The sequence below is a fragment of the Variovorax davisae genome (assembly GCF_030316845.1).
GTDB classification, from domain to species: domain Bacteria; phylum Pseudomonadota; class Gammaproteobacteria; order Burkholderiales; family Burkholderiaceae_C; genus Variovorax; species Variovorax davisae.
The window spans coordinates 220,862-241,723 of the sequence record NZ_JASZYS010000006.1 but is presented as its reverse complement, the minus strand read 5'-3'; the positions used below and the strand labels follow the sequence as shown (position 1 = coordinate 241,723).

At 68.8% G+C, this 20,862-nt stretch carries 17 protein-coding genes; 8 read left to right on the top strand and 9 right to left on the bottom strand.

Features of this window, described 5'->3' with window-relative positions; all coding sequences use genetic code 11:
* Window positions 1-103: 103 nt before the first annotated feature.
* Window positions 104-922, bottom strand: coding sequence for an alpha/beta fold hydrolase (locus QTI33_RS16055; protein ID WP_286507086.1), 819 nt, complete (start codon window positions 920-922; stop codon window positions 104-106).
* 365 nt (window positions 923-1,287) lie between these two features.
* Between QTI33_RS16055 and QTI33_RS16050 the strand changes: the two genes are divergently transcribed.
* Window positions 1,288-1,881, top strand: a complete 594-nt coding sequence (locus tag QTI33_RS16050; RefSeq protein ID WP_286507085.1) for a cytochrome P460 family protein — start codon at window positions 1,288-1,290, stop codon at window positions 1,879-1,881.
* 24 nt (window positions 1,882-1,905) lie between these two features.
* Here the strand turns inward: QTI33_RS16050 and QTI33_RS16045 are convergent, their stop codons facing one another.
* From QTI33_RS16045 to QTI33_RS16025, 5 genes are all read right to left on the bottom strand, one after another.
* On the bottom strand, window positions 1,906-2,298 hold the full coding sequence (locus QTI33_RS16045; RefSeq protein WP_286507084.1) for a response regulator transcription factor: 393 nt from the start codon (window positions 2,296-2,298) through the stop codon (window positions 1,906-1,908).
* Window positions 2,295-3,290, bottom strand: a complete 996-nt coding sequence (locus tag QTI33_RS16040; RefSeq protein ID WP_286507083.1) for an ATP-binding protein — start codon at window positions 3,288-3,290, stop codon at window positions 2,295-2,297. The genes QTI33_RS16045 and QTI33_RS16040 overlap by 4 nt, the downstream gene beginning before the upstream one ends.
* 112 nt (window positions 3,291-3,402) lie before the next feature.
* Window positions 3,403-4,074 carry a response regulator transcription factor gene (locus QTI33_RS16035; protein WP_286507082.1) on the bottom strand — a complete coding sequence of 224 codons (672 nt, stop codon included), beginning with the start codon at window positions 4,072-4,074 and terminating at the stop codon, window positions 3,403-3,405.
* A 13-nt stretch (window positions 4,075-4,087) separates the two neighbouring features.
* A complete protein-coding gene (locus QTI33_RS16030) occupies window positions 4,088-9,241 on the bottom strand; it encodes a trifunctional serine/threonine-protein kinase/ATP-binding protein/sensor histidine kinase (RefSeq protein ID WP_286507081.1) in 5,154 nt (1,717 codons plus the stop codon).
* A 321-nt stretch (window positions 9,242-9,562) separates the two neighbouring features.
* Window positions 9,563-11,134, bottom strand: a complete 1,572-nt coding sequence (locus tag QTI33_RS16025; RefSeq protein WP_286507080.1) for a phospholipase D family protein — start codon at window positions 11,132-11,134, stop codon at window positions 9,563-9,565.
* A 353-nt stretch (window positions 11,135-11,487) separates the two neighbouring features.
* Here QTI33_RS16025 and QTI33_RS16020 point away from each other — a divergent pair, with 353 nt between their 5' ends.
* On the top strand, window positions 11,488-12,051 hold the full coding sequence (locus QTI33_RS16020; RefSeq protein WP_286507078.1) for a thioredoxin family protein: 564 nt from the start codon (window positions 11,488-11,490) through the stop codon (window positions 12,049-12,051).
* Window position 12,052: 1 nt separating this feature from the next.
* Window positions 12,053-12,181 (top strand): hypothetical protein, encoded by a 129-nt coding sequence (locus tag QTI33_RS16015; RefSeq protein ID WP_286507076.1) that lies wholly within the window; start codon window positions 12,053-12,055, stop codon window positions 12,179-12,181.
* Window positions 12,182-12,194: 13 nt separating this feature from the next.
* On the opposite strand, the gene QTI33_RS16010 is transcribed toward QTI33_RS16015, so the two are convergent.
* Complete coding sequence (locus QTI33_RS16010; protein ID WP_286507075.1) at window positions 12,195-12,938, bottom strand: response regulator; 744 nt, start codon at window positions 12,936-12,938, stop codon at window positions 12,195-12,197.
* A 189-nt stretch (window positions 12,939-13,127) separates the two neighbouring features.
* Here QTI33_RS16010 and QTI33_RS16005 point away from each other — a divergent pair, with 189 nt between their 5' ends.
* From QTI33_RS16005 to QTI33_RS15995, 3 genes are all read left to right on the top strand, one after another.
* Entirely contained in the window at window positions 13,128-13,544 is a 417-nt protein-coding gene (locus QTI33_RS16005; protein ID WP_286507074.1) for an organic hydroperoxide resistance protein, read from the top strand.
* A 112-nt stretch (window positions 13,545-13,656) separates the two neighbouring features.
* Complete coding sequence (locus tag QTI33_RS16000; RefSeq protein ID WP_286507072.1) at window positions 13,657-15,033, top strand: ATP-binding protein; 1,377 nt, start codon at window positions 13,657-13,659, stop codon at window positions 15,031-15,033.
* A gap of 23 nt (window positions 15,034-15,056) precedes the next feature.
* Window positions 15,057-16,844 (top strand): cytochrome c biogenesis protein DipZ, encoded by a 1,788-nt coding sequence (locus QTI33_RS15995; RefSeq protein WP_286507071.1) that lies wholly within the window; start codon window positions 15,057-15,059, stop codon window positions 16,842-16,844.
* A 3-nt stretch (window positions 16,845-16,847) separates the two neighbouring features.
* Here QTI33_RS15995 and QTI33_RS15990 read toward each other — a convergent pair whose 3' ends face one another.
* Entirely contained in the window at window positions 16,848-17,621 is a 774-nt protein-coding gene (locus QTI33_RS15990) for an SDR family NAD(P)-dependent oxidoreductase (RefSeq protein WP_286507070.1), read from the bottom strand.
* A gap of 112 nt (window positions 17,622-17,733) precedes the next feature.
* On the opposite strand from QTI33_RS15990, the gene QTI33_RS15985 reads away from it, so the two are divergent.
* Together QTI33_RS15985 and QTI33_RS15980 are read left to right on the top strand one after the other, a co-directional pair.
* Window positions 17,734-18,672: a LysR family transcriptional regulator gene (locus QTI33_RS15985; RefSeq protein WP_286507069.1), complete on the top strand. Its 939-nt coding sequence runs from the start codon at window positions 17,734-17,736 to the stop codon at window positions 18,670-18,672.
* A gap of 13 nt (window positions 18,673-18,685) precedes the next feature.
* A complete protein-coding gene (locus QTI33_RS15980) occupies window positions 18,686-19,717 on the top strand; it encodes an AraC family transcriptional regulator (RefSeq protein WP_286507068.1) in 1,032 nt (343 codons plus the stop codon).
* A 21-nt stretch (window positions 19,718-19,738) separates the two neighbouring features.
* On the opposite strand, the gene QTI33_RS15975 is transcribed toward QTI33_RS15980, so the two are convergent.
* Entirely contained in the window at window positions 19,739-20,809 is a 1,071-nt protein-coding gene (locus tag QTI33_RS15975; protein WP_286507067.1) for a beta-keto acid cleavage family enzyme, read from the bottom strand.
* Between the last annotated feature and the right edge of the window lie 53 nt (window positions 20,810-20,862).

Sequence of the window (20,862 nt, the reverse complement as noted above, 5' to 3'; positions counted from 1 at the left end):
CAGATGGTGCCGGCGGGATCACCCTTCGGCAGACACTGCGTATCGCTCTGTATCTACGGCTGTTTTCTCGACAATAAATTTCGATGCCGGCGCAGCAGGCCGCCTATCGGCTTGCGGCTTCGACGATGAGCTTGGCGACCACCTCGGGCCTGGAGGTCATCACGACGTGCGAGCCGCCCTTCACCACCACCGTCTTCACCGACTTGGCGCGTTCGGCCATGAAGGCCTGTGCCGCTGGCGGAATGTTCTTGTCGCGGTCGCCGTAGACGAACCACGAGGGCACCGTCTTCCATGCTGGCGCTCCGGCCGGCTCGCCGAGCGCGGCCTCGGCGATCGGGCGCTGCGTCGCGGCCATCAGGCGGGCAGCGGCGGCCGGCACGTCGGCGGCGAACTGGTCGTGGAACCTGTTCCCCAGGATGTACAGGTCCTTGCCGCCGTCGGCGAGTGCGACCGGCGGCGCCAGCGCGGGCCCGAGCGTGCTGCCGGGGAACTTGCCGGCGAGATCGGCGGCCGACTCTCCGGCTTCGGGCGCGAACGCGGCCACGAAGACCAGCGCCTTGACATTGCTCTTGCCGGTGGCAGCGCTGGAGATCACGGAGCCGCCATACGAGTGGCCCACCAGCACGACCGGACCCTTGACCGAATCGACGATCCCCGCGACATAGGCGGCGTCGGACTTGACGCCGCGCAAGGGATTCGCCGCGGCGATCACGGGGTAGTGCTGCGCCTCGAGCTTGCGGATCACGCCGTCCCAGCTCGATGATTCGGCGAAGGCGCCGTGCACGAGCACGACGGTGGGCTTGGCAGCCTGCGCAGTGGGGGTGGTCTGTGCCGAGGCACTGAGCGTGGCGAAGGCGCCCGCCAGGGCCATGAGGCCTGCGGTGGCGACGGAACGGACGAAACGGCGGCCAGGTTTGTTCATGTCGATTCTTTCCTGCGATGGAGGTTGGGAGCAACGAGAGGGATCGCCCGTCGCAAAGGGCGGCGAGCGCGGCGCAAGGCACGGCCGCATTTATAGGATTCGCCGCCAGGCGCGGCGCTGGTCTCTGTATGGCACTGTGTCTGTCGGACCGGCTGACATGAAGAATTACGCGAAGGCCTCGCCTGCGAAGAACGTCGCGAGGTGCCGCAGCGCTCGCCGGTGAAACGTAGTGTGCTGCCGGGCAGTGGGGATACACGCGCATACGAAGGCGGGTGCGCGACCGCCAGGCGCGCCGAACAATCGGCGCGCCCCGGCGCGCTGGGGCTTCGCATCCAGCGAGATTTCCAACTCACAAGGCCCGTCTCATGAATCGACCCCCCACGCAGCATGTGTCCTCCTCGAATCCGGCAAGTCTCGATGCATCACCGTCTTCCTGCCGGGCGGTGTTGGCGCAGATCACCGGCATCGGCCTCGTCGCGCTCGCGGCAGCCGCCGTCGTCTTCTCGGTGGCCTCCAGCGCCGCCGAGGACGCCAGCACGTCGGACGCCTCGCCGCTCTACGGCGTCACCCTGCCCAAGGGCTACAGGCAGTGGCAGCTGATCGCACCGGCCATCGAGGCGGAGCCGCTCAACGAACTTCGGGCGGTCCTTGGAAATGCCAAAGCGGTGGAGGCCTACGACAAGGGCACGCTGCCGTTCCCGGACGGCACCGTCCTCGCCAAGCTGGCATGGAAACACGTGCAGTCTCCCGAATTCCCGTCCGCATCCATTCCCGGTGCGGCCACGACCGTGCAAGTGATGGTGAAGGACTCGAAGAAATACGCCGCCTCGGGTGGCTGGGGCTTCGGCCGTTTCGTCAACGGAAAGCCCGCCGACCTGGCGCAGCACCAGACCTGCTTCGCCTGCCACCAGGCGCTGGTGAAGAACCACGACTACGTGTTCACGCGGCTCGCGCGCTGACAGCTCGCCAGCCGGCGGGCGTCGTCAGTCGTGCTGGAGCGCGAGGTCGATCCAGGCCTCGAGCTCGCCGGCGTCGATCGGCTTTTCGATCAGGCACAGCGCCTTGCTGGCCTCCACGCGCTCGCGCACACGCGTCGACGCGAACGCGGTGATGAACAGCGTGCGAACATGCAGGCCCCGGGCCTGCAGTCGATTCAGCAGTTCGATGCCATCCATTTCCGGCATTTGCACATCGCACACCAGGCAGCGCGTCCGAGCCGCCGCGCCGGAGGCGAGGAAGGCCGAGGCCGATGCGAAATCGCGCGCTTCCCATCCGAGCGAGCGCACGAGGCTGCTCGTTGCGGTGCGTACGAAAGGATCGTCGTCGACGATGGAGACGAGTTCGATGCGGGGGGCACGCTCGGCAGGACGGCTCATGCCACCACGAGCGGCAGCGTCAGTCGCGCCTCGAAGCCCCCGCTGCGCCGGTTCCGCAACTGGAGCTCGCCCTGCATGGACCGCGCCAGGCGCCGGGCGATCGCCAGGCCGAGGCCGGATCCGGGCTTTTCTTCCTGTCCCTGTGGAGCCCTCACCCAGGGCGACAGGACGGCCTCCAGCTGCGCCGGGCAGATGCCAGGTCCCGAGTCGACCACCGCCAGCACCAGGCTCTGGGTATCGATGCGGGCGCAGACGCGCACGTCGCTGCCATACCGCAGCGCGTTGTCGATCAGGTTGGCGAGCACGCGGCGCAGCGCCAGCGGGCACGCGACCACCGGCCGGCCGATGTGCCCGTCCAGTGCGATCGCCCGGCCCGCGTCGCGGTAGTCGCGCACCAGCTTGCCGATCAGGCCGTCGGCGTCGACACGCTGCAGCGGCTCGGCCACGTTGCGCTGCATCCGCGCGCATGCGACGCTGGCCTCCACCAGTTCGCGCATCTCCGCCAGATCCCGCTCCATGCCTTCGCGTGCAACCGGATCCTCCAGCATTTCGCAACGCAGTCCCATGCGGGTGAGCGGCGTGCGGAGGTCGTGCGCGTAGGAGGCCTGGACGTCCAGATGCTCCGCCTCGCGTTCCGCCTGGCGGTGGCGGATCGTGTTGATGGAGCGGATGAGCTGCGCAATGGCCGAGGGGCCGTCCTGCGCCATCGAAGGCAGGCGGGCGTCCTTGCCCACCCGATCCAGTTCGCGGGCCATTCGCATGGCGCCAGCCCGGTGGGCGTGGACGTGGAGACCGAGGAGGACGCAGACCAGCGAAAGACCGGCCAGCAATGTCAGGGAAAGCATTCCCCAAAGGCCGTCATTGATCGTGCAGTCCAGCGACGGCAGTGTCGCGGCATGCGTGGTCTGGCCGAGCATGGCGAAAGCCAGCGCGCGCACTGCGATCGGCGCGCGCCGGCCCGAGCCGGTGTTTTCGAAGGGGCCATTCGTCATCTTCAATCTCCTGTGGCCGGCGCAATCGGCGGCATGCGGAGATGACATCACGCGGGGCATGAGGGCACCATTGCACCTGTGTTCGCCCGACCCCTACGAAGGTTTGCCCTGGTCATGCGAAGTGCGGCTCCTGGACGACGCCCAGCGCCTCCATCTTGCGGACCAGCTCTGCGACCGAGCGCGAATTCATCTTGCGCATGGCCTGGCCGCGATGGATCTTGGCCGTGATCTCGGCGATGCCCAGACGGTCGGCGATCTGCTTGTTCATGAGCCCTGCGGCCACGTGCTGCGTGACTGCGCGCTCGCGCGGCGTCAGCGAGTTCCAGCAGCTTCGAAGCGCCAGCAGCTTGCGTTCGGCATCGGCGCGTCGCGCGTCGCTGTCCAGGGCCGCGGTGACCGCATCGATCATGTCCTGGTCGCGAAAAGGCTTGCTCAGGAAGTCGACGGCACCGGCTTTCATCGCCTTCACGGTCATGGCGATGTCCCCGTGCCCGGTCATGAAGATGATCGGAATCGGCGGCCGGCCGAGCTGGAGCAGGCTTTGCTGCAAGGCCAGGCCGCTCTGGCCGCGCAGACGCACGTCCAGCACCAGGCAGGACGGCCCGTCGGCGCGTGGCGCGGCGAGGAATGCTTCGGTCGAGTCGAAGGCTCGAACCTCCAGGTCGATGGAGCGCAGCAGGCTGCCCAGCGCGCTGCGCACGAGTTCGTCGTCATCGACGATGTAGGCGACGCGTGGTTCGCGGGCGGCACGGGAGCCGGTCGAGGAAGCGGTGGCGGGATGCATGGCGCGGACTCTCTCAGGAAATGACTCGGACGCTCCGGTCGGCAGCGATCGCCGAGGTGCCAAGGTCCAGGCGCGGCAGCGTGAACACGGCGCGCGTGCCTGCCGTCCGGCGCGGCATCAGCGACAGCGTTGCGCCGTGCGCATCGAGGATCGACCTGCAGATGGCCAGCCCCATGCCCATGCCGTTGGCCTTGGTGGTGAACAGGGGTTGGAACAGCTTGCCGGCGACCTCGTCGCCAATGCCGCTGCCGAGGTCGTCCACCGCCACCTGGGCGCGGCCCTCGTCGTCGGTCGTGCAGGCGAGCAGCAGCCGGCGCGAGCCGCGCTCGAGCGCCGCCATCGACTCGGCGCCGTTCATCAGCAGGTTGACTGCAACCTGCTGCAGCTGGACGCGGTCGCCGCGGACCCGCACCGCGGCGTCCAGGCCCTGATGCGCCAGGACGACGCCCAGCGATTCGAGCGGACCGGCGACCAGCGTCACCGCTTCGCGCAGCGCTTCGCCGAGCTCGAACGGGGCGAACTGCGGCTCGGCGTTGCGCGCCTTGGACCTGAGGCTCTGGATGATGGCGCGCGCGCGCAGTGCGCTCTTGCTGATGTGCGCGAGCATCGCGCGCGCTTCGTCGATGTCCGGCGTGCTGCGGTCGAGCCAGCGAAGCGCGGCACTGGCGGAGGTGTCGACGGCCGCGATGGGTTGTCCGATCTCGTGGACGATGGACGCGACCAGTTCTCCCATGGCCTTGAGGCGGCTGGCCCGCTCGAGCTCGGCCAGCGCGCCGCGCAGCTGTTCCTGTGCGACGGCACGCTGCCGATTCTGATCGATCAGTTCCTCGTACAGGCGGGCATTCTCGAGCGCGAAAGCCGCATGCGAGGCGATCACCTCCAGCACCTCGGCCTTGGCCAGCGTGAACACCTGGGCCGCGAGGTTGTTCTCGAGGTACAGCGCGCCGACCAGGGTCGCATGGCGCAGCAGCGGCACGCACAACACCGAACGCGGGCGGCGGCCGCGAACGTAGTCGTCCTGGGCGAGGGAAGGGTCCTCGCGCGCGTCAGCCACCACCATGCGCTGCTGGGTGCGGGCGACGGCCTGCACGATCGTCACCGGAACAACCTGGGCGCCGAACGCGGCCGCCTCGTGCGTGACCGAGATGGCGCCATCGAGCACGCGTGCTTGCGCGCGCACCTGCCAGACGCCGTGGCGCAGCAGCGCCAGCGTGCCGCATTCGGCGCCGGCGCTCTCGAGCGCGGTGCGCAGCAGGGTTTCGACCAGGCGCGTGGGAACGATGTCGCTCGCGAGCGCGGTCGAGATGCGCAGGACGGCCTGTGCATCGAGCGCCTGCAGGCGGCTTGCCGCAGGCGTCCATGCGTCCTGCTCGAACACGGCAGGATGGGCGGCCTGCAGCTGTCGTACCTTGGCCGTGGCGCCCCAGCGCTGCCATGCGCCCCGGGCGTGGCGCAGGTGGCCGTGGGCGGAGAGTTCGTCGCCGCGGCCGATGTGGAACGCCGCCGCCCGTTCGGCTGCCAGCGCCTCGACCTGGGTGAAGCCGTGCCGGCGGGCATGCGAGACCGCGCGGACGTAGGCCTCGCCGGCCTCCAGCGGCTCGCCGCCCACCCGCGCCAGCTCGGCGCGCACCAGGTCGAATCGGGCAGAGAAGTTGTCGGGGCAGGTGCTGGCCCAGGCTGCGAGCTGCGCCGCGTGGCGTTGCAGCGCCGCCTGCTGGTCTGCGTCCCGCGCCGGCAACGCGAGGAGCGCCAGCGCGCCGTAGAACGGCAGTTCGCCGCTCTCCGCGAAGGTGCGCCCTGCCGCTGCGCAGGCTTCGGCGCGGCGGCGAGCCTCGAGTGCATCCGCGAGGTCACCACACAGCAGCGCGCCCTGCAGCCGGTACACCCAGTACTCGAAGTCCACCAGCGTCGTCGGTCCGTCCTCCCGGGGCGCGCTCCGTGGTGCGTCGAGCGGCCCGGCCGGGCCGTCCTGCAGTCGGGCCAGCAGCAGCTTCTGCGCCAGCAGCGCGTCGACGACGAACTGGAAGTTGGCGTCGCGCGCGATGGCGAGGCCGCGCTCGACCGTGTCGCGCACGTTGCCCAGGAACTCGCCCGCGAACAGAAGGCCGCTGGCCTCGTTGGCGCCGCAATAGATCGCGAACGTGTGGTCCGCGGCCGCCGCCAGGACCTTGTAGGCACGGCGGATGAAGTCGCGCGCCGCACGGGCGGGCTGCGTCCAGGGCACGACCATGGTGCCGTAGGCCATGTAGACGCGGCCGCGATAGAGGGCCAGGCCGCGCTCGTCGACCAGGTGCAGCGCCAGTGCGCCGAACCCGCGTGCGGTGTCATAGTCGCCGTAGCGAACCCCGAAGACCTGCGTCATGCAGACATAGCCATTCGCCGAGGCGTCCGTGTGGCCGTGGACGATCCCGAGGTTGGCCATGCGCAGCAGAATCAGGTCGACCAGGTTCTGGTCGGTGTAGAGCGCCGGCGGAATGAGGTCGCAGAAGATGTTGGTGATCGCCAGGCGCAGCGGATCGGTCGCGACAGGCAGGCGCCGCAGCGCATCGATGCCGTGTCGGTCCAGCCAGGCCCGCAGCTGCGCGTACTCACGGTCGACCGCGGCGTCGTCCGGCTGCAGGGGCACCTCGATGCCTGCCTTGCCCACGAAGGCCAGCCCGACGCCCAGCGCCAGGTCGAAGCGCCCGAGGGTGGTGTAGAGCGCCGCCCGCAGGCGCGCCAGGTCGGCGCCGAAGACGCCATCGCCCGCCACCCGCTCCAAGGCCGACAGGCGTGCTTCGGCAGCCTCGAGGGCGCCGGTCAGGAATTCGGCTTCGCCGCACAACGCGCGTGCGCTCAGGCCGTCCTCGGTGGCATCGCCCGCCCCCAGGAAGTCCAGTGCGGCGCGGAAGAAGACGAGCGCCGAATGGTGGGCGGTGGCGGCCTTGGCCTGGCGGCCGGCGTCGAGGTTGAGCTTTGCGAATTCGCGCCGTTCGGCAAGTGTGTCGACCGCCGACCGCGCGAGGTTGGCCTGCGCGGCGATCGCGAAGACATGGGCCGGCGGCGTGGCGTGCACGATCTGGTGGCGCACGATCTGCAGATGCAGCGACGCGCGATCTTCCGGCAGAACCGATGCATAGGCCGCTTCACGGAATCGGTCGTGGCAGAACGCCCAGCCGTCGTTCTCGCGGCAAAGGCTTCCCGCTTGAAGCGCCGGCGCGAGCGCGGCTTCCAGGCCGCGGATCGCATCGGCGCCCGGCGGCAGTCCCGCCGCGATGGCCAGCGCTTCGGCCGAGGCGCGATGGCCGAGGCAAGCCAGCCGTTGCAGTGCGCACTGCGTTGGCGCGGGCAGCTCTTCGAAGCGGCGCACCAGCAGGTCGACGACGTTGTCGACGCCCGGATGGGCGGCGATGCGTTCGAGGCTCCAGCGCCATGCCGAAGCCTCCACGTCGTAGGCGAGAAGGCCATCGTGGGCAAGCCGCTCGAGCAGGTGCTGGGTGAAGAACGGGTTGCGCTGGGTCTTGCGTCCGATCACTTCGGCGAGGGGGTCCAGGTCGTCGCCGTCCTGCTGCAATGCCTGCGCGATCAGCGCGCGCAAGTCAGGCGCGTCGAGGGGCCCGAGCGACAGGTGCGCGGAGGCAGGCACTTCGGCGAGCCGGTCCGCACACGAAGGAGGGTCTGCATCGACCTCGGGGGTCCGAAGCGTGCCGACCAGCAGCAGCGCCTTGTCGGGATGCTGATGAAGCAGCCGTTCGAGCACCTGCCAGGTGCCGTCATCCGCCCATTGCAGGTCATCCAGCAGCAGCACCAGCGGCCGCGCGGCGGTCGCAAAGCAGGCCAGCAGGCGCGCCAGGCCCTGGAGCACGCGCTCCCGCTCCAGCGCGGCGGACGCGTCCGGCGTCTCGGGCGCTCCGGCTTGCACGCCGAGAACCACCGGCAGGGCGGGCAGCAAGCCGGCCAAGGTGCGGTCCACTGCCGTCGTCGCGGCGCGGATCCGGTCCTGCCAGATCGCGAACTCCGGCTCGGGACTGCCGAGCACGAATTGCAGCAATCGATCGAGCGCCTGCACCAGGATGGCATACGGCTGGCCACGGGTGCCCTCGTCGCACTTGGCTGCGGCGACCAGCGGCGAGCCCGACGGCCGGATGCGCGCGACGGCCTCGCGCAACAGTATCGATTTGCCGCTGCCCGATGAGCCCGAGACCCATGCGACGCGCAGTCGTGAATCGCTGGCGACCTGGCGGTAGAGCGACGCCAGCGTCTCCAGTTCGGCATCGCGGCCCAGCACCCGCTCCGGGTACCGATGCCTGCGCAAGAGCGCCTGGGCGTCCAGCGCGAACAGTGGGATGGATCCGTGCTGCCGATACAGGGTCTCGCAGCGACGCAGATCGGCGAGCACGCTGGCCGCGTCGGCATGGCGGTGCTCCGGTGTCTTCTCGAGGAGCTTCAAGACCAGCAGCGACAGCTGCCGGGGTATGCCATCGACCCGATCGGAAGGTGGCAAGGGCTTGTGGGTCGCATGCGCGTACACCCGCTGCGCAGCATCCGCGCCCGGGAAGGGGGGCCTGCCGACCAGCAGTTCGTAGAGGATGCAGCCCAGCGAGTAGAGATCGGCACGCGGATCGACTTGCAGGTTCATGCGCCCGCCAAGTTCCGGCGCCATGTAGTGGAAGCTGTTCTCGTCCCAGGCCAGGTTTTCATCCGGCCGGGCATCGTTTCCCGTGGCGACGAGCTGGGCGAAACCGAAGCCCGTCAAGCAGGTGCGGCCCTCGGACGTGACCAGGAAGCGGTCCGGCGTCAGGGCGCGATGCATCACGCCGGCCGCGTGCATGGCACCGATGGCGCTGGTCAGCTGGATCGCCAGGTCGATGAACGTGCCCATGTCGCGAGCCGGGCCGTCCGCACGGCGCAGCGGATCGCCGCCTGGGTCTTTCAGAACGAGCAGTGCGCCTTCGCCATGCTGCACCAGCGCCAACGGCACCGTCGCCCAGTCTTCGTGAAGCGCGGCGCGGAACGCATATTCGCGCTGGAGGGTGGTCAGTGTCGTCAATTCCGCCTGGCCGCGTCCGGCAACCAGCCATGACGGCAGGCCGTGGGCGAAGGCGCGCTCGATTCGCGGCATGCCCGGGCTCAACGCGCGGAAATCGCGAGACAGCAGCGCTTGCTGCGTGACTTCTTCTTGTCGCATGGAAATGGGCTTCCGATGGGCGTTCGGGTGTCGATGCGCCTTGTCGGGATCCGGTTGGCTGTACGCCGGATCGCGTGATCGTGAAGGCGTCTCGCGCTGCGCCCATTGGAGCCCAGTTGGCGGCTTGGCGGCCGTGGGGGGTGTTGGCGTGTGTTAGCCGTTGTTAGGCGCGCCCGTGAATCGGGCCTGCCTGGCCTTCCCGGGCCGGCCAGGCGGCCTATTCGACGCCGTAGCTGTCGCTGTACGACGGCAGCTGGCCTCGTGGGTTCGGGAGAGGCCTTCGCATGCGGCCTGCGAGGCCCGCGCCTCGACCGGCCATGGCTACAACAGCGATTCGGGCATGAACGGCGACATCAGCAGGTAGTAGAGCTTCTGCACCAGGCTGGCTTCCGGCTCGGAGGCATGGACCACTTCCTTCTGGTCATCGCGGGTCGACCATCTCAGCGTGACCCCGTCCTCCGCGAACTGCACCCGGTACGAGTTCTGGAGCCTGCTCACATCGAAGATGCGCAGGAGCTCCCGCGCCAGCTCCGGGCTCTCGACCACCACACCCATCTCGGTGTTCTGGGTCGCCGACCGGGGGTCGAGGTTCATGGAGCCCAGGTAGATACGGGTGCCGTCGATCGCCAGGGTCTTGGCATGCAGGCGGCCCAGCGACTTGCCGAAGTCGTCGAGGCGCATGCCGGCCGAGGTCCGCTTCGGGCTCAGCTCGTACAACGCCGCGCCGCTTCGCAGCAGACCCTCCCGGTATCGCGCATAGCCCGTGTGCACCAGCGGTTCGTCGTTGGCGGCCAGGGAGTTCGTCAGCAGCGTGACCTTGACATGGCGATCCGTCAATGCCCGGATGGCCATGACACCCCGATCTCCGGGCACGAGATAGGGCGAGGAAAGGTCGACCTGTTGCCGGGCATCGCGCATCAGCTCCCAGACCGTCATGGTCACGCTGGTGGCAACGGCCTCTTGCGCGGTCATGGTGGCGGGCTTGGTCGGCGGGTCGGCAATGGCGGCTGCATGGCCCCAGAGCAGGCCGATGCGACCGTCGTCCAATTCCTCGGCGATCGGTCCGTAGCCCAGGATGTCCGACGGCGGGAGCATGAGCTTCGGAAGTGGCTTGGCCATCTCGACCCGGGCATCGAAACCGGCATCGCCCGGCGAGCGGTCACCCTGGGCGGTGACGATGTCTGCGACAGGCCAGACCTGGACACTGTTCCAGTAGGCGTAGAAGATCGTCTCGAGTTGCGGCACCACCTTGCCGACGATCAGCGCATCCATGTCGATGAAATTCTGGGCTTCGCTCAAGACGAAGTATTCGTTCGCGATGTTGCGGCCGCCGACGATGGCCATCACGCCATCCGCGATGAACAGCTTGTTGTGCATGCGGTGGTTCAGCCGGGTCGCGTCGAGGGGCGAGGCTGCAAAGCGCCCGAGGAAGCCGTCGCGCCCGCAGCAGAACGGATTGAAGAGGCGCACCGAGACGTTGGGCGTCCTCGAAAGCGCCAACAGCAGCTGCTGGCTGTTCACGGTGTAGAGATCGTCCACCAGGACGCGAACCTGGACGCCCCGCAAGGCGGCTTCTCGCACCGTTCGCAGCAGCAGGCGGCCCACTTCGTCGTTCTCGATCTGGTAGTACTGGAGAACGAGCGAGCGTTGAGCCCGCTGCGCCAGTTGAATGCGCGCGTCGAGGGAGTACACCCCCAACGGCATCAAACGGAAACCCGAGTGCTCGCCCGGCGGCGTCGAGGCCTCGGCAACCCTGGCGAGCAAGGTCGTCGCGTCTGGCACCTCGGCCTGTTCCGGCGCCCTCGCCCGCTGTTGCGGCAGGGAGCCGCACGCGCCGAGGATCGAGACCAGGGCGCATGCGAGCAGGAAGCGCACGACGACGCAGGAATTCATGACCGACCTGCCCGGCCGATTGGCAGCGTGCGGTCGCGGTGGGCAGGGCTGGAAGAGTTCGTTCATGAAGGCGCCATTCGAGTCGGTTCGTCGGTCGATTGGACGAGGGCCATGTCTCTGGCATGTGTCCGGCGAAGACCGTCTTGCATGGCCATGTGTACCGACGGCTGCCCGATACAGTGGCACACAGGAATATGGCCAGGCGCATGGACGTGAAGGGGCTCGCCGTGAAACGTAGTGTGTGCGCTTGCGAGGTTGACACACGGCCATACGCAAGGCCGGCCGCAAGGAGCGGAGCGTCGAACAATTCGCTCGTTCTCCAACCACGCACAACCGTCATCGAGGAAATCGCCATGAAGCTGTCCCTTCTCGCCGTTGCGGCCGCCGCGGCCACTGCGGGCGTCCTGACTTTCGCGGCGTCGCCGCCGACAGGCGACAGCGCCGCCAGCGCCGCGCAGAAGGCGCCCGAGTTCACGAGCATCGACCGTTGGTTCAACAGCCCGCCCCTCCAGCTGGAAGACCTGCGCGGCAAGGTCGTGCTCGTCGATTTCTGGACCTACACCTGCATCAACTGTCTCAACCATCTGCCTTACGTCAAGGACTGGAACGAGAAATACAAGGACAAGGGGCTGGTCGTCGTGGGCGTGCACACGCCGGAGTTCGCCTACGAGAAATCCGCCAGGAACGTGCAGGACGCCATCGACCGCTTGCAGATCAAGCACGCCGTGGCGCAGGACAACCAGTACGCCACCTGGAGGGCCTTCGGCAACCAGTACTGGCCCGCGGTCTACCTGATCGACAAGCGCGGAAAGATCGTCTATTCGCATTTCGGCGAGGGCAGCTACGGCGCGACCGAGAAGAAGATCCAGGCGTTGCTGGCCGAACAGGCGCCGGCGGCGCCATCGACAGGAGGCTGAGATGAAGAAGCTCTGGATCGCGCTTCTCTTCCTTGCGGGCGGCTTCGCGCACGAAGTGCGCAACCCGGTGAGTTGCCAATGCATCAACGCCCGCGAATTCGAAGGCGGGCGCAGACGCGGTCGCCCGTGAAGGGGCGGAACGCTCAGTCGTCCCGGGGCTCGACCGACGATGCGAAGACGTAGCCTTCGCTGCGGACCGTCTTGATGTAGCGGGGCTCGCGGGCATCCTCGCGCAGACGCTGGCGCAGGCGACTCACCAGCAGGTCGATCGAGCGCTCGAAGAGTTCGGCTTCGCGGCCCTGGGTGAGGCTCAACAGCTGGTCGCGGGTCAGGACCTTCTGCGGATGGTCGAGAAACACGCGCAGCAGCCGGTACTCGGCGCCGCTCAGGGCCACCATCGTGCCGCTGTCGTCCAGCAGGTGGCGCGCCACCGTGTCCACCTGCCAGTCGCCGAAGGCCAGCTTCTGGCTGGGCTCGACCGCGCCCATGTTGGGCGGCAGCATGCGCGTGCGGCGCATCACCGCGCGCAGCCGCGCGAGCAGCTCGCGCGCGGAGAAAGGCTTGGCCAGGTAGTCGTCGGCGCCCATCTCCAGGCCGAGGATGCGGTCGGCTTCCTCGCTGCGCGCGGTGAGCATCAGGATGGGCGTCGCCTTGTACTTGCCGGTGCGCAGGTCGCGGCAGAGCGTCAGTCCGTCTTCGCCCGGCAGCATCAGGTCGAGGATGATCAGGTCGAAAGGGCCCGACTCCTCCAGCGCCGCGCGCATGTGCCGGCCGGTGGGAACGGCGACCACGCGCAAGCCGTTCTTGACCAGGTAGGAGGTGAGCAGCTCGCGAATGCCCCGGTCGTCGTCGACGATGAGGATGTGGTCGGAGGTCTTTGGGGTCATGACGGTGAGGGTGTTTGAGGTGCGCCGCGCCTGCAATGTAGCCTGCCGGTCGCACACCGGAGGCGGGTTTGTATTCGCAAGTATCCGGCGGCGAGGGGCGATACGGAGGCATACGCAAGCTGCTCCGGCGCGGTCGAAGGGGGCCAACAATCCAGCCGTTCTCCCTTCAACCCTCCCCAGGAACACCGCATGACCTCCACCGAAAAGATCCTCTATACCGGGAAGACCCACACCACGGGCGGCCGGGACGGCGCTTCCATCAGCAGCGACGGCCGTCTGGACGTCAAGCTGTCGCCGCCCGGCGGCTCGGGCAACGGAACCAATCCCGAGCAGCTCTTCGCCGCCGGCTGGTCCGCCTGCTTCATCGGCGCCATGGGCCTGGCCGCGGGCAAGCTCGCGCTCAAGCTGCCCGTCGACCTCGCCGTCGATGCCGAGATCGACCTGGCCAACACCGAAGGGGCCTATTTTCTGAAGGCCCGCCTGAACGTCAGCGTGCCCGGCCTCGCGCCCGAGGTCGTCCGGTCGCTGGTGGATGCGGCGCACCAGACCTGCCCCTACTCCAAGGCCACGCGCGGCAACGTCGACGTCACGATCCACGTGGTCTGAGCGCACGCCGGCGGGGCCGAACCAAGGATCTTCCATGTCGCTCATCGCTGCTCGACATATTGCGATACACGGGTTGGGCCTTCCGGCTGGGCCGAGGTTTATAAACGAGTCAATGGCCACACCCTCCAGCCCCGCTCATCCTGCCGCGAGTGCCAGAAGCGGCGCCGGCGGCGGTCTGGGCCGCCTGGTGCCGCGCACCCTCTTTTCCCGCGTGACGCTGATCATCGTGGTGGGCCTGGCGATCGCCCAGCTGCTGACCTTCGCCAGCATCCGCTACGAGCGGGACATGGCCATGCGCGAGCTGATGATGATCGGCATCGAACGCGACATCGCGAGTTCGGTCGCCCTCCTCGACCGGCTGCCCGCCGCGGAGAGGGCTGGCTGGCTCGAGCGGCTCGAGCGGCGCAACTACCGCTTCGTGCTGGGCGGCGTGGCTGAAGGGGTGGATCCGACATCCCGGCTGTCGCAGCAGTTCGCCACGGACATCGTCGACGCCATACGGCCGTTCCAGATCATCAAGGTCGGGCAGGTGACCCAGCCGCCCGAAGGCCTGCAGATCCAGGTTCGGCTGACCGACGGGGCCTCCGTGGTGATCCACGCCATGCGGGTGGGCATGCCGATGTCGCGCTGGGTGATCTGGGTGCTGGTGATCCAGCTGCTGGTGCTGGCCGCCTGCGCCTGGTTCGCTGTCCGGCTGGTCACGCGGCCGCTGGCCGACCTGGCGGCCGCGGCCGATGACCTGGGGCCCGACCTCAAGGCGCAGACGCTCACCGAAGATGGCCCTACCGAGGTGGCGCACGCCGCGCGCGCCTTCAATGCCATGCAGCAGCGCATCGGCGGCTACATGTCGGAGCGGGTGAAGATCCTGGCGGCCATTTCGCACGACCTGCAGACACCCATCACGCGGATGCGGCTGCGCACCGATCTGATGGACGATGCGCACGACCGCGACAAGTTCCGCCAGGACCTCGACGAGATGAATTCGCTGGTGCGCGAGGGCGTGACCTATGCGCGCACCCTGCACGGCGCCACCGAGCCGGCGTTGCGCATGGATGCCGACGCGCTGCTCGAAAGCATGGTGGCCGACTACGAAGACGCCGGCAAGCGGGTGCAACTCGAAGGACGCGTCGGCGCGCCCATCGTCGGCCGGCCGAACGCGCTGCGCCGGATCGTCATGAACCTGGTCGACAACGCGCTGATCTTCGGCAGCGATGTGCGCCTGCGGGTGCAGGCCGGCGACGGCCAGCTGGCCATCGCCGTGGTCGACAACGGCCCCGGCATTCCGCCCGACGAGCTGGACGCGGTGCTCAAGCCCTTCTACCGCGTCGAGAGCTCGCGCAACCGCAGCACTGGCGGGACGGGCCTGGGCCTGGCCATCGCGCACCAACTCGCGATGGCGATGGGCGCCGAACTGGCGCTGCGAAACCGCCCTGAAGGCGGACTCGAGGCGCGCTTGACCTTGCCGACCCGACCCGCTGCTTCGAACTGAGCCGCTCTGCGCGGCGACCCATCATGCTGATCCTCCTCATTGCCTACCTGGGCGGGGTGCTCACGATCCTGAGCCCTTGCATCCTCCCCGTGCTGCCCTTCGTGTTCGCACGGGCGGACCGGCCCTTCCGTTCGCACGGCCTGCCGATGCTGATCGGCATGGCCCTCGCCTTTGCCGCCATCGCCACGCTGGCGGCAGTGGGCGGCGGCTGGGTGGTGACGCTCAACGAGTACGGGCGCCATGCGGCGATCGCGGTGCTCGCGCTCTTCGGCGTGACGCTGTTGTTCCCGGGCCTGGCCGACCGCCTGAGCCGGCCGCTGGTGGCGCTGGGACTGCGGCTGGCCGAGTCGCAGCACGACGGCGTCTTCTCGCCGCTGCTGCTGGGCGTCGGTACCGGCCTGCTGTGGGCGCCGTGCGCGGGGCCGATCCTGGGGCTCATCCTGACCGGCGCGGCGCTCAACGGCGCGAGTGCCGGCACCTCGCTGCTGCTGCTGGCCTATGCGGCCGGGGCCTGTACCTCGCTGGCTGCGGCGCTGCTGTTCGGTGGGCGCTTGCTGTCGGTCATGAAGCGTTCGCTGCCCACCGGCGAATGGGTGCGCCGCGCGGCCGGTGCGGCCGTGCTGGTGGGCGTGGGCGCGATCGCGGCGGGGCTGGACACGGGCCTGCTGGCCCGGCTGTCGGTCGGCACCACGTCGGCACTGGAGCAGGCGTTGCTGGAGAAGATCGAGAGACCCAAGCCGCAACCCGGACGTGCCGACACGAGCGGCCGGCAGGACCAGGACGCGGGCTTCGTGCGTACGGCCGCCGCAGCGCCCGAGCCCTCGATGGCGCCGGTGCGCAAGCCGGGGGTGGAGGGCGACTTCCCGTCGCTGGCCGGTGCGACCGAATGGATCAACTCGCCACCACTGACGCCCGAGGCGCTGCGCGGCAAGGTCGTGCTGGTCGACTTCTGGACCTATTCGTGCATCAACTGCCTGCGCACGCTGCCGTACCTGCGTGCGTGGGCGCAGAAGTACAAGGATGCGGGCCTGGTCGTCATCGGCGTCCATTCGCCCGAGTTCGCCTTCGAGAAGCGCGCTGCCAATGTGCGCCAGGCGACGAAGGAGCTGGGCATCGACTTCCCGGTGGCGTTGGACAACGATTTCAAGATCTGGCGCGGCTTCGACAACCAGGCGTGGCCCGCGTTCTATTTCATCGATGCCCAGGGCCGCATCCGCCATCACCAGTTCGGCGAGAACGGGTATGAGAAGGCCGAGCAGGTCCTCCAGCAACTGCTGCGCGAAGCGGGGCAGCGCGACCTGCCGTCCGATCGGGTGGCACCGAAGGGGCAGGGCACCCAGGCCGCCGCCGGCCCTGAGCTCGCCATGTCGGGCGAGACCTATGTGGGCGCCGAGCGCGCGAACGGCTTCGCCTCGCCTGGCGGCCTCGTGAGCGGCCGCGCGCATGTCTACCAGCGGCCCGCTGCCCTGCGCACCAACCAGTGGGCGCTGGCCGGCGACTGGACCGTCGAGCCCGAGCGCGCCGTGTCCAACGGCGCCAACGCCCGCATCGCCTACCGCTTCCAGGCGCGCGACCTGCACCTGGTGCTCGGCCCGGCGGCCGATGGCAAGCCCGTGCGCTTCCGGGTGCTGGTCGACGGCAAGGCGCCGCTGGCAGACCACGGCGCGGACACCGACGAACAGGGCTACGGGACCATCGAGGCGCAGAAGCTCTATCAGCTGGTGCGCCAGCAGAAGAACGGAAACGACCGGTTGTTCGAGATCGAGTTTCTCGACAGCGGGGCCCAGGCCTACGCGTTCACCTTCGGTTGACGCTCAGAGCAGCATCCCGCCGGACACCTCGATGCGCTGGCCGGTGAGCCAGCGGTTGCCGTCGGACAGCAGCGCCGCCACCGCGCCGCCGATGTCGTCGGGCTGGCCGACCCGGCCCAGCGCCGTGATGCCGGCGATCTGCGCGTTCGCCTGCGGGTCGTCGCGCACCGCGCCGTCGCGGAAATCGGTCTCGATGGCGCCCGGCGCGATGGTGTTGACCGTGATGCCGCGCGGGGCCAGTTCCTTCGCCATGTAGCGGGTCAGCACCTCGACGCCGCCCTTCATCGCCGCATAGGCGGCATAGCCCGGGAAGCTGAAGCGTGCCAGGCCGGTCGAGGTGTTGACGATGCGCCCGCCGTCCGCGATCAGCGGCAGCAGCTTCTGGGTCAGGAAGAAGGTGCCCTTGAGGTGGATGTTGGCGAGCAGGTCGAACTGCGCCTCGGTCGTCTCCGCGAACGACGCCGCCACGCCGATGCCGGCGTTGTTGACCAGGTGGTCGAAGTGCACGCGCTGCCAGCTGCCGGCCAGCGCCGCCTTCACGCGTTCGGCGAAGCCGTCGAAGCTGCCGCTGTCGGCCACGTCGAGCTGGAGCGCGACCGCCCGGCGGCCGAGCGCCTCGACCTGCCGCAGCACGGCGTGGGCCTCGGCCTCGCTGCCCTTGTAGGTGAGGATCAGGTCGCTGCCCTGCTCGGCCAGCTTCAGCGCGGTGCTGCGGCCGAGGCCGCGGCTGGCGCCGGTGACGAGGGCGATGCGGGGGGCGGTGATGGGGGTGTTCATGGCGGGGTCCTGGGTCTGGGGAGTTGGGATGGCCTGACTTTAGGAGTTCACCAGGAAACGATAAATAGTCGAAAATCGTCCAAACTGTTCTTCTAAAACGGACAATCCAGGGATGGATCTCGACCAGCTCCGCATCTTCGCCCGGGTCGCCGAACTCGGCAGCTTCACCCAGGCCGCCGACCAGCTCGGGATGGCGAAGGGCCGCGTCTCCCAGGTGGTGCAGCGGCTCGAGGCCCAGGTCGGCGCGCGGCTGCTGCAGCGGACCACGCGCCGCGTGCGGCTGACGCCCGATGGCGAGCAGTTCCTCGAACGCGGCCAGGAGCTGGTCGCCGACGCGGACCAGCTGCAGGCCATGTTCCAGCCGGCGGCCAGCGGCTTGCGGGGCCGCCTGCGCATCGACCTGCCCAACACGCTGGCGCGCGACCTGGTCATTCCGCGGCTGCCTGAATTCCTGGCGGCGCATCCGCTGCTGGAAGTGGGCATCAGCACCACCGACCGCCGCGTCGACCTGGTGCAGGAGGGCTTCGACTGCGTGCTGCGGGTCGGGCCGCTGGTCGACGCCGACCTGATTGCGCGGCCGCTGGGGATGATGAAGATGCGCAACGTGGCGAGCCCGGCCTATTTGCGCAGCCACGGCACGCCGAAGACGCTGGCCGACCTGGCCCGGCATCGCATCGTGCACTACGCGCCCAAGCTCGGCGTGCAGGGCGCGGGCTGGGAATACCGGGAGGAGGGCGGCGCGGTCCGCCTGCATCCGATGCGCAGTGCGATCGTGGTCAACGGCACCGATGCCTACCAGGCCGCCTGCCTGGCCGGCCTGGGGCTGATCCAGGCGCCGGCGCATGGCACGCAGCGGCTGGTCGATGCCGGCCTGCTGGTGGAGGTGATGCCCGACCTCACAGCGGCGCCGATGCCGGTGTCCCTGCTCTACCCGCACCGGCGCCAGCTGGCGCCGCGCGTGAAGGCGGTCCTGAGCTGGCTGGCGCAGGTGGTCGAGCCCTACCTCGGCGACGCGGGTCCGGCCGCCCCGGCGCGCGCCCGGTCCAGATAATGGCAGCCACCCCATGAGACATATCGCTCGACTCGTGCGCAGCGCCAGCTTGATCGGCTACGTCGAGTTGGTGAAGTCACTCGGCCGCGACCCCAATGCGTTCATGCGGACCGTGGGCCTGCAGGCCAGGTTCCTGGACGACCCCGAGACGCTGATCCCGCGAGACGCCGCGCGCGAGTTGCTGGAGATCACCGCCCGTGCCACCAAGACGGAAGACCTGGCGCTGCGCCTGGCAGCCCAGCGCAAGCTCTCCGCCCTCGGGCCGATCAGCTTCGTGCTGCGGGAGGAGCCCACGCCGCGGCATGCGCTCGACACGCTGTGCCGCTACCTCAAGCTGGTGAACGCCTCGCTGATCGTGCGTGTCGAAGAGACCGACAGCCTGGTCATCATCCGCGAAGACCTGCTGCCCAGCCCCGGGCTGCAGATGCGGCAGTCGGTGGAACTCTCCGTGGGCACCATGTTCCGCATGCTGGGCGATCTGATCGGACCGCATTGGCGACCGCTCGAAGTCCGCTTCAGCCATCGCCCGCCGGCGGACGTCTCCGCGCACCGGGCCTTCTTCGGGCGCAGCGTCAAGTTCAATCAGGAGTTCAACGGACTGGTCTGCCTGGCGACCGACCTGTCCAGGCCGCGCGAGCCCGGAGACCCGGTGGCGGCGGGCCTCGCGCGCAAGTACCTGGAAGCGGCGCTCCGGGATCGCAGCGAGAGCGCGCAGGAGACCTGCCGCCAGCTCATCCTGGCCTTGCTGCCTGGCGGCACCTGCTCGGCGCAGGCGATCGCCCGGCACCTGCGCGTCGATCGCCGCACGCTGCACCGCCGGCTCGAGGCGGAAGGCCTCACCTTCAGCGGCCTGCTCGACCAGGTGCGCTCGGACCTGGCCAGGCGCCATCTGCGCGAGAGCGACCTGCCGCTCAGCGAGGTGGCCGAATTGCTGGGCTTCGCCAATCCCAGCAGCTTCAGCCACTGGTTCCACCATCGATTCGGCTGCAGCGCCTCGCAATGGAGCAGGCAGGCGGCCGATGCGGCTGCCCCGCAGGCAGGGTGAACAGCCCTGGCCGGCCTGGGGTCAGCGGCCCAGATCGGCGTCCGGCTTGCGCAGGAATCCCTGGTTGCCCCCGTTGCGGTTGGGCGCGAAGCCATTGCGCTGGAGGGTCTCTTCCGCCGTGTCGTAGAAGACCCCGATCTGCATGATCTCGCGCGCCTGCTGCGCCGTCGCGATGGGGCGGCCGAACTCGCCCGAGATGCGCACCAGCTGCCTGATCTGGTCGACCGTGCTGGCCTTGCCGGTGCGGGTCTGGTTCCAGAGCACGTCCTCGATGCCGCAGCGCACATGCAGGCCCAGGGCGATGCCGATCATGTTGATGGGCAGCACGTTGAGCACCGAACTCTCCACCGTGACCACCGCGCCGTCGGGCACCGCGCGCAGCATGTTGGCCAGGTTGTAGATGTTGGCCTGGTCCATGCCGCCGCTGATCGCCACCCAGTTCATCACCAGCGGCCCCTTGTAGACGCCGCGGCGGATCATCCGCTCGATGGTCTCGAAGCTGTTGATGTTGTAGACCTGGAATTCGCTCTGGATCCCGGCGGCCGTCAGGCGCCGGATGTGCTCCTCGGCCCAGCTGGGGTTCGAGGGCACGACCATGTCCTTGTAGGTGGCGTAGAGGTGCGGGAAGCCCCGGGACACGCCCTTGAAGTCGTCCAGGCCGGCATGCTCCGTCACGTTCATCTGCGACGTGTTGACGGTCACCGTGACCTGGTCGGGCCTCGGCTGGAGTTCGGCCAGCATGTGCCGCGTGTCGTCGCTGAGCCATTTGGCGCCCTGGCCCTCTTCGGGCGCGAAGCTGATGGAGCCGCCGACCTGGATGACCATCTCCGGCACACGGGCGCGCACGCCGGCGATCAGCTCGTTGAACTTGGACAGGCGCTTGCTGCCCTTGCCGTCTTCTTCGCGCACATGCAGGTGCAGCACGGTGGCGCCGGCCTCGTAGCAATCCACCGCCTTCTGGATCTGGTCCTCCATCGTGACCGGAATGTCCTCCGGGAAGTCGGCGGGAATCCAGCCCGGCGCATAGGGGGCGGCCGTGATGATCAGGGGCTGCTGGTTCTCGGGGTACAGGTGGCCGTCAAGGAAGTTCATGATGTTCTTTCCGCGTTGAAATGGGTTGTCGAGAATGTCGAATGGTTCGCAGT